Raw genomic sequence first — 16817 nt, 5'->3', positions numbered from 1 at the left:
GACGCGTGGCGAATCGTGCGGTTTTGGCCGATCGGCCAGGGTTCGTTCGCGCGCATGACGGGCCTGCCACGGCCGCGCCGCAGGTGATTGCGATGCGTCGGCAGCGCTTGCAGTCAGGCCGGACATCGCTCGCAAGCAAGCTCGGCCGGCACGGCACAGGCGCGTCATGCGCGCGAACGACAGATGAAAAAAAACCGCCCGGCAGAACCGGGCGGTTTCGGTGACAGCGTCGTGAGGCAAGGCGGCTCGCGCCGCCCGCGCTTACTCGGCTGCCGGGTGCTGTTGCGGCTCTTCCGCGGCAGGCGCGCTCGGCGTGCCGAAGTCGAATGCTTCTTCCGCTGCGATCTGGTCGAAACGCTCGCGATCCGACGATTCCTTCGCCTTGCGTGCCTTGTGGAACGCGAGACCCGTACCGGCCGGAATCAGACGGCCGACGATCACGTTTTCCTTCAGGCCACGCAGATCGTCGCGCTTGCCCATGATCGCCGCTTCGGTCAGCACGCGGGTCGTTTCCTGGAACGATGCCGCGGAGATGAACGAGTCGGTCGACAGCGATGCCTTCGTGATACCGAGCAGCACGTTGTCGTACGAAGCCGGACGCTTGTCCTCGGCGATCATGCGATCGTTCTCGTCCAGCATGTCGGAACGTTCGACCTGTTCGCCCGGGATGAAGCGCGTATCGCCGTTGTCGGTGATCTGCACACGACGCAGCATCTGGCGAACGATCACCTCGATGTGCTTGTCGTTGATCTTCACGCCCTGCAGACGATACACGTCCTGCACTTCGTCGACGATGTAGCGCGACAGCGCCTCGATACCCTGCAGACGCAGGATGTCGTGCGGATCGGCCGGACCGTCCACGATCATTTCGCCCTTGTTGACGACCTGAGCATCGTGAACCAGAACCTGCTTTTCCTTCGCGATCAGGAACTCGTGCTGGTTGCCCTCGAGATCCGTGATGACGAGACGCTGCTTGCCCTTCGTGTCCTTACCGAACGACGTCGTACCGGTGACTTCCGCGAGAATGCCGGCATCCTTCGGCGAACGCGCTTCGAACAGTTCCGCCACCCGCGGCAGACCGCCGGTAATGTCACGCGTCTTCTGCGCTTCCGTCGGGATACGTGCGAGCACTTCACCGACCTGCACCTGCTGGCCATCCTTCACGGTGATCAGTGCGCCGACCTGGAAGCCGATCTGCACTGCGTGCTCCGTGCCCGGAATCTTCACTTCTTCGCCGTTCGCGTCGAGCAGCTTCACCTGCGGACGCACGCTCTTCGAAGCCTGCGAACCGCGACGCTTCACGTCGATCACGACCAGCGTCGACAGGCCGGTCACGTCGTCGATCTGCTTCGCGACGGTCACGCCTTCCTCGACGTTCTCGAACTTCACCGTACCACCGTACTCGGTGATGATCGGACGCGTCAGCGGATCCCACGTGGCGAGCTGCGTGCCTGCCTTGATCGTCACGCCGTCGAGCTGCAGCAGCGTCGCGCCGTACGGCACTTTGTGACGCTCGCGCTCGCGACCGAAGTCGTCGGTGATCATCGCTTCGCCCGAACGGGAAATGACGATCTGCTCGCCCTTCGCGTTCGTGACGTAGCGCATCGTCGCCGTGAAGCGCACGATACCGTTGCTCTTCGCTTCGACCGACGAAGCCACTGCCGCACGCGATGCCGCACCACCGATGTGGAACGTACGCATCGTCAGCTGCGTGCCCGGTTCACCGATCGACTGGGCCGCGATCACGCCGACTGCTTCGCCGACGTTCACGAGCGAGCCGCGGCCGAGGTCACGGCCGTAGCAGGCTGCGCACAGGCCGTAGCGCGTTTCGCAGGTCAGCGGCGTGCGCACGCGCACTTCGTCGATGCCGAGGCGTTCGATTTCTTCGACCGCCGTCTCATCGAGCAGCGTGCCCGATTCGTACACCGTTTCCTGCGTTTCCGGATTCACGACGTCCGCAACCGCAACGCGGCCGAGGATACGGTCGCGCAGCGCTTCGACGACTTCACCGCCTTCGACCAGTGCCTTCATCGCCACGCCGTTCGACGTGCCGCAATCGTCTTCCACCACGACCAGATCCTGCGTGACGTCGACGAGACGACGCGTCAGGTAACCCGAGTTCGCGGTCTTCAGTGCCGTATCAGCCAGACCCTTACGTGCACCGTGGGTCGAGATGAAGTACTGCAACACGTTCAGACCTTCGCGGAAGTTCGCGGTAATCGGCGTCTCGATAATCGAGCCGTCCGGCTTCGCCATCAGGCCCCGCATACCGGCCAGCTGACGAATCTGAACCGCCGAACCCCGGGCGCCCGAGTCGGCCATCATGTAGATCGAGTTGAACGACTCCTGGCGCGTCTCGTTGCCGTCGCGGTCCGTCACCGGCTCCGTCGACAGCTGCTCCATCATCGCCTTGCCGACCGCTTCCGACGTTGCCGACCAGATGTCGACCACGTTGTTGTAGCGTTCCTGCGCGGTGACGAGACCCGACATGTACTGGCGGTCGTATTCCTTCACCTTCTTCGCGGCGTCGCCGACGATCGTTTCCTTCTGCGGCGGCACGAGCATGTCGTCCACGCAGATCGAAATACCGGCGCGCGTCGCGAGACGGAAACCCGACTGCATCAGCTGGTCGGCAAACACCACCGTCGCGCGCAGACCGCACTTGCGGAACGCCGTGTTGATCAGGCGCGAGATTTCCTTCTTCTTCAGCGGCTTGTTCAGCACCGAGAACGGCAGGCCGTGCGGCAGGATCTCCGACAGGATCGCGCGGCCGACGGTCGTCGCGTACAGCGAGATCTTCGGCACGAACTGCGGCGCGCCTTCCGACGTGTCCTCGTTGCGGACCATTTCGGTGATCCGCACGTTGACGCGCGATGCGAGCTCGACTTCCTTGTTCTCGTACGCACGGATCGCTTCCGACACGCCCGTGAACGACAGGCCTTCGCCCTTGCCGTTGATCGCTTCGCGGGTCGCGTAGTACAGACCCAGCACGATATCCTGCGACGGCACGATCGACGGATCGCCGTTGGCCGGGAACAGCACGTTGTTCGACGCCAGCATCAGCGTACGCGCTTCCATCTGCGCTTCGAGCGACAGCGGCACGTGAACGGCCATCTGGTCACCGTCGAAGTCGGCGTTGAACGCCGCGCAGACAAGCGGGTGCAGCTGGATCGCCTTGCCTTCGATCAGCACGGGCTCGAACGCCTGGATACCGAGACGGTGCAGCGTCGGCGCACGGTTCAGCATCACCGGATGCTCGCGGATCACCTCTTCGAGGATGTCCCACACCACCGGCGTCTGGTTCTCGACTTCCTTCTTCGCAGCCTTGATGGTCGTCGCGACGCCCATCACTTCCAGCTTGTTGAAGATGAACGGCTTGAACAGCTCGAGCGCCATCAGCTTCGGCAGACCGCACTGGTGCAGCTTCAGCGTCGGGCCGACCACGATGACCGAACGGCCCGAGTAGTCGACGCGCTTGCCCAGCAGGTTCTGACGGAAACGACCGCCCTTGCCCTTGATCATGTCGGCAAGCGACTTCAGCGGACGCTTGTTCGCGCCCGTCATCGCCTTGCCGCGACGACCGTTGTCGAGCAGCGAGTCGACGGCTTCCTGCAGCATCCGCTTTTCGTTGCGGACGATGATTTCAGGTGCCTTCAGCTCGAGCAGGCGCTTCAACCGGTTGTTACGGTTGATCACGCGGCGGTACAGGTCGTTCAGGTCCGACGTCGCAAAACGACCGCCGTCCAGCGGCACGAGCGGACGCAGTTCCGGCGGCAGCACCGGCAGCACTTCGAGGATCATCCACTCGGGCTTGATGCCCGAGCGCTGGAATGCCTCGAGGACCTTCAGGCGCTTCGCGTACTTCTTGATCTTCGCTTCCGAGCCGGTGTTCTTCAGCTCGGTACGCAGCGTCTCGACCTGCTCGTCGATGTTGATCGCGCGCAGCAGTTCACGCACGCCTTCCGCGCCCATTTCGGCACGGAATTCGTCGCCGTATTCCTCGACCTTGTTGTAGTAATCCTCTTCGGTCATGATCTGCCGCGCCTTCAGCGGCGTCATGCCCGGTTCGATCACCACATAGGCTTCGAAGTACAGCACGCGTTCGATGTCGCGCAGCGTCATGTCGAGCACCATGCCCAGACGCGACGGCAGCGACTTCAGGAACCAGATGTGCGCGACCGGCGAGGCCAGCTCGATGTGGCCCATCCGTTCACGACGCACCTTCGCCAGCGTCACTTCGACGCCGCACTTCTCGCAGATCACGCCGCGGTGCTTCAGGCGCTTGTACTTGCCGCACAGGCACTCGTAGTCCTTGATCGGCCCGAAGATCTTCGCGCAGAAGAGACCATCGCGTTCCGGCTTGAACGTACGGTAGTTGATGGTCTCCGGCTTCTTCACTTCGCCGAACGACCACGAACGGATCTTGTCAGGCGAAGCCAGACCGATCTTGATCGCGTCGAAAACTTCTTCCTGTTGGACTTGCTTGAATAGATCGAGCAGAGCTTTCATTGCTTTCTCTCCGTAGTCCGATTAATTGCGGTCGAGATCGATATCGATACCGAGCGAGCGGATTTCCTTCACGAGCACGTTGAAGGATTCCGGCATGCCTGCATCGATGACGTGATCACCCTTGACCAGGTTTTCGTACACCTTGGTCCGGCCGTTCACGTCGTCCGACTTCACCGTCAGCATTTCCTGCAGCACGTAGGACGCGCCGTACGCTTCGAGCGCCCACACTTCCATTTCACCGAAACGCTGGCCACCGAACTGCGCCTTACCACCCAGCGGCTGCTGCGTGACGAGCGAGTACGGGCCGGTCGAACGCGCGTGCATCTTGTCGTCGACCAAGTGGTGCAGCTTCAGGTAGTGCATGTAGCCGAGCGTCACGCGACGTTCGAACATTTCACCCGTGCGGCCGTCGTACAGACGGACCTGGTTCTTCGACGGGTTCATGCCGAGCTGTTCAGCGATGTCGTCCGGGAACGCGAGGTTGAGCATCTTGCCCATTTCTTCCTCGGTCGCACCGTCGAACACCGGCGTTGCGAACGGCACGCCTTCGCGCAGGTTCTTCGCGAGTTCGAGGATCTCGTCGTCGGTGAAGCTTTCCAGATCTTCCTGGCGGCCCGAGTCGTTGTAGATCTTCGTCAGGAACACGCGCATTTCCTCGATCTTCGCCTGACGCTGCAGCATTTCGCCGATACGCCAGCCGAGGCCCTTCGCGGCCCAGCCGAGGTGCACTTCCAGAACCTGACCCACGTTCATCCGCGACGGAACGCCCAGCGGGTTCAGCACGACGTCAGCCGGACGGCCATCGGCCATGTACGGCATGTCTTCGATCGGGACGATCTTCGACACGACACCCTTGTTACCGTGACGGCCTGCCATCTTGTCGCCAGGCTGCAGACGACGCTTCACCGCAAGGTACACCTTGACCATCTTCAGCACGCCCGGCGGCAGTTCGTCGCCTTGCGTGAGCTTCTTGCGCTTCTCTTCGAACGCGAGGTCGAACTGGTGACGCTTTTCTTCGATCGAGTTCTTGATCGCTTCGAGCTGCGCCGCTGCTTCGTCGTCCGCCAGGCGGATGTCGAACCAGTGGTAGTGGTCGAGGTCTTCCAGGTAAGCCTGGTCGATCTTCGTGCCCTTCGCGAGCTTCTTCGGACCGCCGTTCGCGACCTTGCCCACGAGCATGCGCGCGAGACGCTGGAACGCGTCGCCTTCCACGATGCGCAGCTGGTCGTTCAGGTCGAGACGGTAGCGCTTCAGTTCATCGTCGATGATCTGTTGCGCACGCTTGTCGCGCTGGATGCCTTCACGCGTGAACACCTGGACGTCGATCACGGTGCCGCTCATGCCCGACGGCACGCGCAGCGACGTGTCCTTCACGTCCGAAGCCTTCTCACCGAAGATCGCGCGCAGCAGCTTCTCTTCCGGCGTCAGCTGGGTTTCGCCCTTCGGCGTGACCTTGCCGACCATCACGTCGCCCGCTTCGACTTCGGCACCGATGTACACGATGCCCGATTCGTCGAGACGGCCGAGCTGGACTTCCGCCAGGTTCGAGATGTCGCGCGTGATTTCTTCCGGCCCGAGCTTCGTGTCGCGTGCAACGACGTTCAGCTCTTCGATGTGGATCGACGTGTAGCGATCGTCCGCAACCACCTTCTCCGAGATCAGGATCGAATCTTCGAAGTTGTAGCCGTTCCACGGCATGAACGCGATCAGCATGTTCTGACCGAGCGCGAGCTCACCCAGGTCCGTCGAGGCGCCGTCGGCCAGCACGTCGCCGCGCGAGACCTTGTCGCCCATCTTCACGATCGGACGCTGGTTGATGTTCGTGTTCTGGTTCGAACGCGTGTACTTGATCAGGTTGTAGATGTCGACACCGACTTCACCTGCGACCGCTTCGTCGTCGTTCACGCGAATCACGATACGGCCTGCGTCGACATAGTCGACGACGCCGCCGCGGAACGCCTGAACCGTCGTACCCGAGTCGACCGCGCAGGTGCGCTCGATACCCGTACCGACGACCGGCTTTTCCGGACGCAGACACGGCACGGCCTGACGCTGCATGTTCGAACCCATCAATGCACGGTTCGCATCGTCGTGCTCGAGGAACGGGATCAGCGAGGCTGCAACCGACACGATCTGCGACGGCGCGACGTCCATGTACTGGATGCGGTCCGGCGTGACCATCATCGTTTCGCCGGCTTCACGCGACGACACGAGTTCGTCGATCAGCGTGCCGTTCTCGTCGATCGCGGCGTTCGCCTGCGCGATCATGTAACGGCCTTCCTCGATCGCCGACAGGTAATCGATCTGGTCGGTCACCTTGCTGTCCACGACCTTGCGGTACGGCGTCTCGAGGAAGCCGTACTCGTTCAGGTGCGCGTACAGTGCGAGCGAGTTGATCAGGCCGATGTTCGGACCTTCCGGCGTTTCGATCGGGCACACGCGGCCATAGTGGGTCGGGTGCACGTCGCGGACTTCAAAGCCTGCGCGCTCACGCGTCAGACCGCCCGGGCCCAGTGCGGAAACGCGGCGCTTGTGCGTGATTTCCGACAGCGGGTTGGTCTGGTCCATGAACTGCGACAGCTGCGACGAACCGAAGAACTCGCGGATCGCCGACGAAATCGGCTTCGAGTTGATCAGGTCGTGCGGCATCAGGTTTTCGCTTTCGGCCTGGCCGAGGCGTTCCTTGACTGCGCGCTCGACACGCACGAGACCTGCGCGGAACTGGTTTTCCGCCAGTTCGCCGACGCAACGCACGCGACGGTTGCCGAGGTGGTCGATGTCGTCCACTTCGCCCTTGCCGTTGCGCAGCTCGACGAGGATCTTGATCGTCGCGAGGATGTCGTCGTCCTGCAGCGTCATCGGGCCGGTGATCTCGTCACGGCTGACGCGGCGGTTGAACTTCATGCGGCCGACCTTCGACAGGTCGTACGCTTCTTCGCTGTAGAACAGACGGTTGAACAGTGCCTCGACCGCTTCTTCGGTCGGCGGCTCGCCCGGACGCATCATGCGGTAGATCGCGATGCGCGCGGCGGTCCGGTCGGTCGTTTCGTCGACACGCAGCGTCGACGAGATGTACGGGCCCTGGTCCAGATCGTTCGTGTAGAGCGTCTGGATGTCCTTGATGCCCGCTTCGCGCAGCTTCTCGAGCACGCTTTCCGTGACTTCTTCGTTCGCGCTCGCGATCACTTCGCCGGTGTCGCCGTCGACGACGTTCTTCGCCAGCACGCGGCCGAGCAGATAGTCTTCCGGCACCGAGATGAACTTGGTCTTCGCGGCTTCGAGGTCGCGAATGTGCTTCGCGTTGATCCGCTTGTCCTTCTGGACAATGACCTTGCCGTCGCGATCCGTGATGTCGAAACGCGCGACTTCACCACGCAGGCGCTCGGGCACGAACTCGAGTTGCGCGCCTTCGTCCATCAGCGTGAAGTTGTCGAACACGAAGAAGTTCGCGAGGATCTGTTCCGGCGTAAGGCCGATGGCCTTCAGCAGGATCGTGACCGGCATCTTGCGGCGGCGGTCGACGCGGAAGTACAGGATGTCCTTCGGGTCGAATTCGAAGTCGAGCCACGAACCGCGGTACGGAATGATCCGCGCCGAGAACAGCAGCTTGCCCGAGCTGTGGGTCTTGCCCTTGTCGTGCTCGAAGAACACGCCCGGCGAACGGTGCAGCTGCGAGACGATGACTCGCTCGGTGCCGTTGATGACGAACGAGCCCGTCGGCGTCATGAGCGGAATTTCGCCCATGTACACTTCCTGCTCCTTCACTTCCTTGACGACCGGCTTGTTCGGCGATTCCTTGTCGAGGATGACAAGGCGCACCTTCGCGCGCAGCGCGGAACAGTACGTCAGGCCCCGTTGCTGGCATTCCTTGATGTTGAATGCCGGCGAGGACAGCGCATAGCTCACGAACTCGAGGCGCGCGAAGCCGTTGTGCGAAACAATGGGAAATACCGATGTGAACGCAGCCTGCAAACCTTCAGGCTTGCGTTGCGTCGCGAGCACATCGGCTTGCAGAAACGTGCTGAATGATTCAAGCTGGGTAGCCAGCAAGAAAGGAACTTGGTGAACGATGGGGCGCTTCGCGAAACTCTTGCGAATGCGCTTCTTCTCGGTGAAGGAATATTGCATACGATCTCCGAATCACGGCGGGTGCTATCGAGGCGGAATACCTGGACGTTTCAAACCCGAGTGTTCACCGACTGAGACCCGATGGCCGTCCGACGGCTTGAACGAGCCGAGAAGCTTGGTGGTTGGCCGCTACCAACCGCTGGCTGACGGCAGCGGATGCCTGTGTTGCCCGCTACCCGACCAAACTTGCCTTCTGCAGTCGCTTCAGAAGACAAAGAGAAACGCCAATCGTGACCAACGACACCGATTAGGCGGTTTTCTTTGGCCTCTGGGGCCGATTATTCGGGCTCCCGAATGAGTGCCAGAATAACGTCCCCACAAAGCACAAAAAGGCCGGCGGTGAAAATACCGCCAGCCTTCGCACAGCGCGCCGAAACTTACTTGATTTCGGCCTTCGCGCCTGCGTCTTCCAGCTTCTTCTTCGCTTCTTCAGCAGCAGCCTTAGCGACGCCTTCCTTGACAGCCTTCGGTGCGCCGTCAACCAGGTCCTTCGCTTCCTTCAGGCCCAGGCCCGTCAGTTCACGAACGGCCTTGATGACCGAAACCTTGTTGGCGCCTGCTTCAGCCAGAACGACCGTGAATTCGGTCTGTTCTTCAGCAGCAGCAGCAGCGCCGCCGCCTGCCGGGCCAGCGACTGCCACTGCAGCTGCCGACACGCCAAACTTCTCTTCGAACGCCTTGACCAGTTCGTTCAGTTCCAGAACGGTCATCCCTTCGACTGCTGCCAGGATGTCTTCTTTTGCGATTGCCATTTGAAATACTCCTAAATTGAATTCGGATACAGCCAGCGATCAATGACGCTGATGCACGCTCGATTACGCAGCTTCCGCTTGCTTCTTCTCGGCCAGCGCGGCCAGAGCACGCGCGAAGCCCGAAACAGGCGATTGCATAACGAACAGCAGCTTCGAGAGCAGTTCTTCGCGGCTCGGGATGCTTGCCAGCGCTTGCACGCCAGCCTTGTCCATCACCTTGCCATCGAACGAACCAGCCTTGATGACCAACTTGTCATTGCTCTTGCTGAAGTCGTTGACGACCTTAGCAGCAGCAATTGCATCTTCCGAGATGCCGTAGATCAGCGGACCAGTCATCTGCTCTGCCAGCGGAGCAAACGGCGTACCTTCGACAGCGCGACGCGCCAGCGTGTTCTTCAACACGCGCAGGTAAACCTGTTGCTCACGCGCTTTCGCGCGCAGCTTGGTCAGATCGCCAACCGCAATTCCACGATACTCAGCCAGCACAACGGTCTGGGCCTTCGCGACTTGCGCGGAAACCTCAGCGACGACGGCTTGCTTGTCTTCTCTATTAAGCGGCACGGTTAGCCTCCAGAAACGATACGTTCGGCACGAAACCTCACGTACCTCGTTCAACAACGGCGTCCGACCTCGTTAGGAGTATTTCCACCTCATGCCACGAATCGCTTCATGACCTGCGGCTTCACCACTGCAAAACTTTTTCGGGTTCGCCATCTGCGTTGGCTTGAATTAAGGGATCACCTGACTGCTGCGCCCCACCAACGGTCTTTGATAACCGGTTGCCCGCCTTGCTGCACGAACAACCGCCCAAAGCCCATGTAGGCCGCTTCGCGAACGAAGCGGCCCGAATACTTGCTTACTGTGCTGCCAGCGTAGCCTGGTCGACACGCACGCCAACGCCCATCGTGCTCGACAGTGCGATCTTGCGCAGGTAGACGCCCTTGCTCGTTGCCGGCTTGGCCTTCTGCAGCGCTTCGATCAGTGCCGACAGGTTCGAACGCAGTGCGGTCGGCTCGAACGATGCACGGCCGATGGTCGCGTGGATGATACCGGCCTTGTCGACACGGAATTGCACCTGACCAGCCTTCGCGTTCTTGACGGCGGTTGCGACGTCCGGCGTGACCGTGCCGACCTTCGGGTTCGGCATCAGGCCGCGCGGGCCGAGGATCTGGCCGAGCGTACCGACGATACGCATCGTGTCCGGCGAAGCGATCACGATGTCGAAGTCCATCTGGCCAGCCTTGATCTGCTCAGCCAGGTCTTCCATACCGACGATTTCCGCGCCTGCTGCACGTGCCTGCTCGGCCTTCTCGCCTTGCGCGAACACCGCAACGCGAACCGACTTGCCCGTACCTGCCGGCAGAACGACCGAACCACGAACGACCTGGTCCGACTTCTTCGCGTCGATGCCGAGCTGGACTGCGACGTCGATCGACTCGTCGAACTTCGCGCTCGCGCATTCCTTCACGAGGCTCAGTGCGTCTTCGATCGCGTACAGCTTCTGACGATCAACCTTGGCGGCAAATGCCTGACGGCGCTTGGAGATCTTAGCCATTTACACGCCCTCCACAGTGATGCCCATCGAGCGTGCGCTACCAGCGATGGTGCGAACAGCTGCGTCCAGATCAGCTGCCGTAAGGTCCGGCATCTTGGTCTTTGCGATTTCTTCAGCTTGAGCCCGCGTGATCGAACCGACCTTGTCGGTGTGCGGCTTGCTCGAGCCCTTGTCCACCTTCGCCGCCTTCTTGATCAGGACGGTCGCCGGCGGCGTCTTCATCACGAACGTGAAGCTCTTGTCAGCGAATGCCGTGATGACCACCGGCACCGGCAGACCCGGCTCCATACCTTGAGTCTGCGCGTTGAACGCCTTGCAGAACTCCATGATGTTCAGGCCGCGCTGGCCCAGTGCCGGACCGACCGGCGGCGACGGGTTGGCTTTACCTGCAGGGATCTGCAGCTTGATAAAGCCGATAATCTTCTTTGCCATTTGTGAACCTCATTGGAACGCCGGAAGGGCGTTCGGTGAGTGATAACGCGCTTTCGCCTCTGGCTACTGACGCTCCTCAACGGCCATGACGCGGGCCGTAAGCGCGAAGGTGGGCAGCCGAGGCTGCCCACCGAATCGGGATCAAACTTTTTCGACCTGGCCGAACTCGAGTTCGACCGGAGTGGATCGGCCAAAGATGGTGACCGACACACGCACGCGCGATTTTTCGTAGTTGACTTCTTCGACGGTGCCGTTGAAGTCCGTGAACGGGCCTTCCTTGACACGCACCATCTCGCCGACTTCGAACAGGGTCTTCGGGCGCGGCTTTTCGACGCCTTCCTGCATCTGCGACATGATCTTCTCGACTTCCTTCGGGGAAATCGGGGTCGGGCGATTACGTGCACCGCCAACGAAACCGGTGACCTTCGCGGTGTTCTTCACGAGGTGCCACGTTTCGTCCGTCATTTCCATTTCCACCAGCACGTAGCCGGGGAAGAATCGACGCTCGGTTACTGCCTTGTGGCCGCCTTTGACTTCGACCACTTCTTCGGTCGGAACCAGGATCTGACCGAATTTGTCCTGCATGCCAGCACGTTCGATGCGCTCCTGAAGCGCACGTTGCACGCTCTTCTCCATACCGGAGTAGGCGTGCACGACGTACCATCGCTTTCCGCTCGGGGATGCCGGAGTATCGCTCATATCATTTCCAACCCAGAATCGCCGAGAAAATCACCCATTCGATCGATTTGTCACTCAACCAGAGGAAAATCGCCATTACGAGCACGAAACCGAACACGACGAGTGTGGTTTGCGTTGCTTCCTTGCGGGTGGGCCAAACGACCTTCCGGACTTCCTTGTACGAATCCTTGGCAAAGGCGATGAGGCTCTTGCCAGGGGCGGACATCAGCCCGACGGCCACGCCGGCGATGATACCTACCGCCAACGCGGCACCGCGGACATACCACTGCTGATTGGCCAGCCAGAAGAAGCCCACGAATCCGGCCAAGACCAACAATACGCCCAGGGCCAGCATCAGCTTATCGCCGGAGGTATTTACAGTTTCGACGGATGGATTCGCCATAACACCTTAAAACAAATGCCACGTAGGACACGTGGCTATTTTTTGGCAGGGGCAGAGGGAATCGAACCCCCAACCTTCGGTTTTGGAGACCGACGCTCTGCCAGTTGAGCTATACCCCTAAACCATGTTGGGGCTGGCTGCTACCAGCCCCAAAACTGTCGATCAACGAATAACTGGCTTACTCGATGATCTTGGCGACGACGCCAGCGCCGACCGTACGGCCGCCTTCGCGGATTGCGAAGCGCAGACCTTCTTCCATCGCGATCGGAGCAATCAGCTTCACCGTGATCGACACGTTGTCGCCCGGCATCACCATTTCCTTGTCCTTCGGCAGCTCGATCGAGCCCGTCACGTCCGTCGTACGGAAGTAGAACTGCGGACGGTAGTTGTTGAAGAACGGCGTGTGACGGCCGCCTTCGTCCTTGCTCAGCACGTACACTTCAGCCGTGAAGTGCGTGTGCGGCGTGATCGAACCCGGCTTCGCCAGAACCTGGCCACGCTCCACGTCTTCACGCTTCGTGCCGCGCAGCAGGATACCAACGTTGTCGCCTGCCTGACCTTGGTCCAGCAGCTTGCGGAACATTTCAACGCCCGTGCAGGTCGTCTTCACCGTCGGCTTGATACCGACGATTTCGATTTCTTCGCCAACCTTCACGATGCCGCGCTCGACACGACCCGTCACAACCGTACCACGGCCCGAGATCGAGAACACGTCTTCCACCGGCATCAGGAACGCGCCGTCAACTGCACGCTCCGGCGTCGGGATGTACGTGTCCAGCGCGTCGGCCAGGCTCATGATCGCCACTTCGCCCAGCTCGCCCGTGTCGCCTTCCAGCGCCAGCTTCGCCGAACCCTTCACGATCGGCGTGTCGTCGCCCGGGAAGTCGTACTTCGACAGGAGTTCGCGAACTTCCATCTCGACCAGCTCGAGCAGTTCAGCGTCGTCCACCATGTCGCACTTGTTCAGGAACACGATGATGTACGGAACGCCAACCTGACGTGCCAGCAGGATGTGCTCACGCGTTTGCGGCATCGGGCCGTCTGCTGCCGAGCAAACCAGGATCGCGCCGTCCATCTGCGCTGCGCCCGTGATCATGTTCTTCACATAGTCAGCGTGGCCCGGGCAGTCGACGTGTGCGTAGTGGCGGTTAGCCGTTTCGTACTCGACGTGTGCCGTGTTGATCGTGATGCCGCGTGCCTTTTCTTCCGGTGCCGCGTCGATCTGGTCGTATGCCTTCGCTTCGCCGCCGAACTTCTTCGTCAGAACCGTCGTGATCGCTGCCGTCAGCGTCGTCTTGCCGTGGTCAACGTGACCAATCGTACCAACGTTCACGTGCGGCTTGGTCCGCTCGAATTTACCCTTGGCCATTTTCGACTCCCAAAAGGAATTTCACAGGTTGCGCCGCGCGCAAACAAGACACTGACTTTGTACTGCTGGTGCCCATGGGCAGGATCGAACTGCCGACCTCTCCCTTACCAAGGGAGTGCTCTACCACTGAGCCACATGGGCGCTTTACGCTTCAACTTCGCGGTCTGGAGCGGGTGAAGGGAATCGAACCCTCGTCGTAAGCTTGGAAGGCTTCTGCTCTACCATTGAGCTACACCCGCACGGGCCACAAACGATTCCTTACCACTCACTGCGCTGATATCTTGGTGGAGGAGGTTGGATTCGAACCAACGTAGGCGTAAGCCAACAGATTTACAGTCTGCCCCCTTTAGCCACTCGGGCACCCCTCCGTAGAGAACTGACGATTATGGGGGTGCATCGCACCTCTGTCAAGCACATCCGGAAGATTATTTTCACTCTCTTCCCGACACCTACCTAACCACCGATCTCCCGCCCTTGCCCGGCTAAGGCAAGCATGGGTACTACCGATCAGTGCCACATCTTCGTCAGACTCCGCCCTCAACGTCGATCTGCATCTACGCTGAAAACGAAAGACCGCCATCATACGACCTCTTGAGCACTCTGCCAAGCGGGCAGACGCAAATTTTTTGCAAATTTCGTGCCGGGCGACTTCAATGATCTGTTTCAGATATCTCGCGGGACTTCACTGCCGATTTCACGGGTTGCCTGGCCAGACTCGCCGCGCTATACGCGACAAGGCTTTCGAGCGGTTCGCAGCAGTCGCACCAGGAGTTCGCGCCGAGGCATCCAACGAGAAATCTTGGTCGCGGCGCTGGTCTTTGCCAACTTCAGCGACAGGCGGGATACGATCCCGGGTCTCCTGCTCGCCCCTCGCGACTCGGATCCTCAAGCGTCTGTCCGCCCTTTTGATGGTCTTCATGGTTTTGACCGCACATGCCACCGGCCCGGCAAGCGCCTGGTGTCGCTTGAGCATGATCGCCCAGTTCTGTCAGCAGGCCCTGACTTACCGGCGCACCCCAAAGACGACCGCCAGCAACTGCGGCGCTCGCCGCATATGGCAGGTTCAAGCCCGCGCTCACTGCCGAGTGCCTCGATTCGATTGACGCGCCCTCGTGGACTGAGGATGCGATCGCCCATGCGTGGTTGAGCAACAGTGCGTCGACGGACCTCAACGCCTCCGGCGCCTGTGATGGCGCGTCGCCAAATGAATTGGGCAGCCCAGCCTGGATCGACGCATAGCAGCCGTTACTCGGCGACGGCATAAGGCCGCGCCAACGGCTGCCGCCCAGGCTTGTTGCAGCAATCTCGACGAACTTTCTGCCGTACGCTGCCCAATGCGTTTTGGCGTCGCGCAAACCGGCCAACGTCAGCATCTGGTCAACCTATCGCGGCGAATCCGCGACACATCCCGCATGCCCGTACGATGCCCGCCCCGTGCAGCTAAACGCCAATACCTGCGTGCGACTCGACACCGGCGCGCTCTCCGCGCCGCACTCATCCGAAAACACGGGAAAGCTGGCGTGCGACATCCGGTCGTTAACGACCACCGCTCGCTGCCCAGCTCTGCCCTCGCTGACTCGAGATCAAGGCCGGAACACGACGCCTCGGTTTTCGCCGGGCGATGACTCCGCACTCAGCGATACGGGTACCGCATGCGCAGTGCGATCGACCAGCGTCGACGCGGGCGGCACGCCCTTCGCGCCAATGGGCGAAGGGCGAAGGGCGAAGGGCGAAGGGCGAAGGGCGAAGGGCGATGGGCGATGGGCGATGGGCGATGGGCGAGACTGCCTTGGTGGCGCCTCCTATTCACTCGTCAAAGAAATCTACATGTTGAGAGACATGCAGCCCGCGCTCACCAAAAAAGGAACAGCGCGGATTTCCGACGCCATCCGATTGAGGAACTCGCGTACGTCCGGTTCGCGCTACGCGTCGAGGGTTTCCGTGCGGCGGGCCGCACGCGGCCGTTTCTTCGCGCGAGTCAGCTTGAGAGAGGATGCGACAAGTTGAGACACAAAAGACTCATAATGACTACACGATGTCGTTTTGGGTGCAATCCGACTTCGCGCTCTCGAGTGGCAACAGTCGCTCGGCGCTTACGCGCCAAAACACGCCAAACGCCAGGAATACACGACTCGTTACCCGGATCACGCCGACCGCTCACGGGCGTGCCGGGGACCGCCAGCCCCGCCCTTTGGGTACGAAATCGCAAAGTTGATTTTTGGCTGAGGATGAACTCAATACATCGATAAACGGCGCACGATAACCGGTAATCGAGCAGTTGGCGATGCCGCTCCAGGCCGCAACCAGCAACACTCAAATCTGCGTCGAGAGGCAGTCAGGTACGTGCTGAGGTCGCCGCTCGAGCTGATCAGCATTGTCGTGGACAGCGGGTGGCTGGATGTTTGAATGGTGGTCCCGGCCAGCGCCGGATAGCGGTGCGAGGCCAGGCCGATCGGGTCGACCACCTCCTGCGGCGAGAGGCAGTCGGGTACGCGCCGAGGTCGCCGCTCGACCTGATCAGCATTGTCGTGGACAGCGGGTGGCTGGATGTTTGAATGGTGGTCCCGGCCAGCGCCGGATAGCGGTGCGAGGCCAGGCCGATCGGGTCGACCACCTCCTGCGGCGAGAGGCAGTCGGGTACGCGCCGAGGTCGCCGCTCGACCTGATCACCATTGTCGTGGACAGCGGGCGGCTGGATGTTTGAATGGTGGTCCCGGCCAGCGCCGGCTAGCGGTGCGAGGCCAGGCCAGGCCAGGCCGATCGGGCCGACCACCTTTTGCGCCATCCAGTAGATGGCAATCCTGGAGAATCCGCACCCCGGCCCCAGCTCGAGCTGCAGCCAGGCCGCCCATCCCGATCCTCCACGCATTTCCGTCGCCGAAATGCAAAAACCCCCGCCTTTCGGGCGGGGGTTTCTGGCTTAGGGAGCCTGACGATTACCTACTTTCACACGGGAATCCGCACTATCATCGGCGTAGAGTCGTTTCACGG

General features: G+C 61.1%; 9 protein-coding genes and 4 tRNA genes. All 13 read right to left on the bottom strand.

Going from position 1 to position 16817, the window contains the following annotated elements:
- Nucleotides 1-261: 261 nt before the first annotated feature.
- The 13 genes from rpoC to HAV18_RS38295 all read right to left on the bottom strand — a co-directional run bounded on the left by rpoC (nucleotide 262) and on the right by HAV18_RS38295 (nucleotide 14194).
- Nucleotides 262-4509, bottom strand: a complete 4248-nt coding sequence (rpoC, locus tag HAV18_RS38355; protein ID WP_166966033.1) for a DNA-directed RNA polymerase subunit beta' — start codon at nucleotides 4507-4509, stop codon at nucleotides 262-264.
- A 21-nt stretch (nucleotides 4510-4530) separates the two neighbouring features.
- Nucleotides 4531-8637, bottom strand: a complete 4107-nt coding sequence (gene rpoB, locus HAV18_RS38350) for a DNA-directed RNA polymerase subunit beta (protein WP_166966031.1) — start codon at nucleotides 8635-8637, stop codon at nucleotides 4531-4533.
- A 377-nt stretch (nucleotides 8638-9014) separates the two neighbouring features.
- Nucleotides 9015-9389: a 50S ribosomal protein L7/L12 gene (gene rplL, locus HAV18_RS38345; protein ID WP_047899578.1), complete on the bottom strand. Its 375-nt coding sequence runs from the start codon at nucleotides 9387-9389 to the stop codon at nucleotides 9015-9017.
- 63 nt (nucleotides 9390-9452) lie between these two features.
- Nucleotides 9453-9950 (bottom strand): 50S ribosomal protein L10, encoded by a 498-nt coding sequence (gene rplJ / locus HAV18_RS38340; RefSeq protein WP_021161756.1) that lies wholly within the window; start codon nucleotides 9948-9950, stop codon nucleotides 9453-9455.
- A gap of 295 nt (nucleotides 9951-10245) precedes the next feature.
- On the bottom strand, nucleotides 10246-10944 hold the full coding sequence (rplA, locus tag HAV18_RS38335) for a 50S ribosomal protein L1 (RefSeq protein ID WP_006482906.1): 699 nt from the start codon (nucleotides 10942-10944) through the stop codon (nucleotides 10246-10248).
- Nucleotides 10945-11376 carry a 50S ribosomal protein L11 gene (gene rplK / locus HAV18_RS38330; protein WP_006477201.1) on the bottom strand — a complete coding sequence of 144 codons (432 nt, stop codon included), beginning with the start codon at nucleotides 11374-11376 and terminating at the stop codon, nucleotides 10945-10947.
- A 141-nt stretch (nucleotides 11377-11517) separates the two neighbouring features.
- The gene (gene nusG, locus HAV18_RS38325) at nucleotides 11518-12075 is read right to left on the bottom strand and encodes a transcription termination/antitermination protein NusG (protein ID WP_006400672.1); all 558 of its coding nucleotides are present in this window, start codon (nucleotides 12073-12075) and stop codon (nucleotides 11518-11520) included.
- Between the two features lies 1 nt (nucleotide 12076).
- Complete coding sequence (gene secE, locus HAV18_RS38320) at nucleotides 12077-12457, bottom strand: preprotein translocase subunit SecE (protein ID WP_006482892.1); 381 nt, start codon at nucleotides 12455-12457, stop codon at nucleotides 12077-12079.
- A 43-nt stretch (nucleotides 12458-12500) separates the two neighbouring features.
- Nucleotides 12501-12576, bottom strand: a tRNA-Trp gene (locus tag HAV18_RS38315).
- Between the two features lie 59 nt (nucleotides 12577-12635).
- Complete coding sequence (tuf, locus tag HAV18_RS38310; RefSeq protein ID WP_011350666.1) at nucleotides 12636-13826, bottom strand: elongation factor Tu; 1191 nt, start codon at nucleotides 13824-13826, stop codon at nucleotides 12636-12638.
- Between the two features lie 66 nt (nucleotides 13827-13892).
- Nucleotides 13893-13967 (bottom strand) — tRNA-Thr (locus tag HAV18_RS38305).
- Between the two features lie 24 nt (nucleotides 13968-13991).
- Nucleotides 13992-14065 (bottom strand) — tRNA-Gly (locus HAV18_RS38300).
- Between the two features lie 43 nt (nucleotides 14066-14108).
- Nucleotides 14109-14194, bottom strand: a tRNA-Tyr gene (locus HAV18_RS38295).
- Nucleotides 14195-16817: the final 2623 nt, after the last annotated feature.

The sequence above is a fragment of the Burkholderia sp. D-99 genome (genome assembly GCF_011605345.1).
Classification (GTDB): Bacteria; Pseudomonadota; Gammaproteobacteria; order Burkholderiales; family Burkholderiaceae; genus Burkholderia.
Note: the sequence above shows the minus strand (reverse complement) of the source record. Positions and strands in the feature narration are given on the sequence as shown.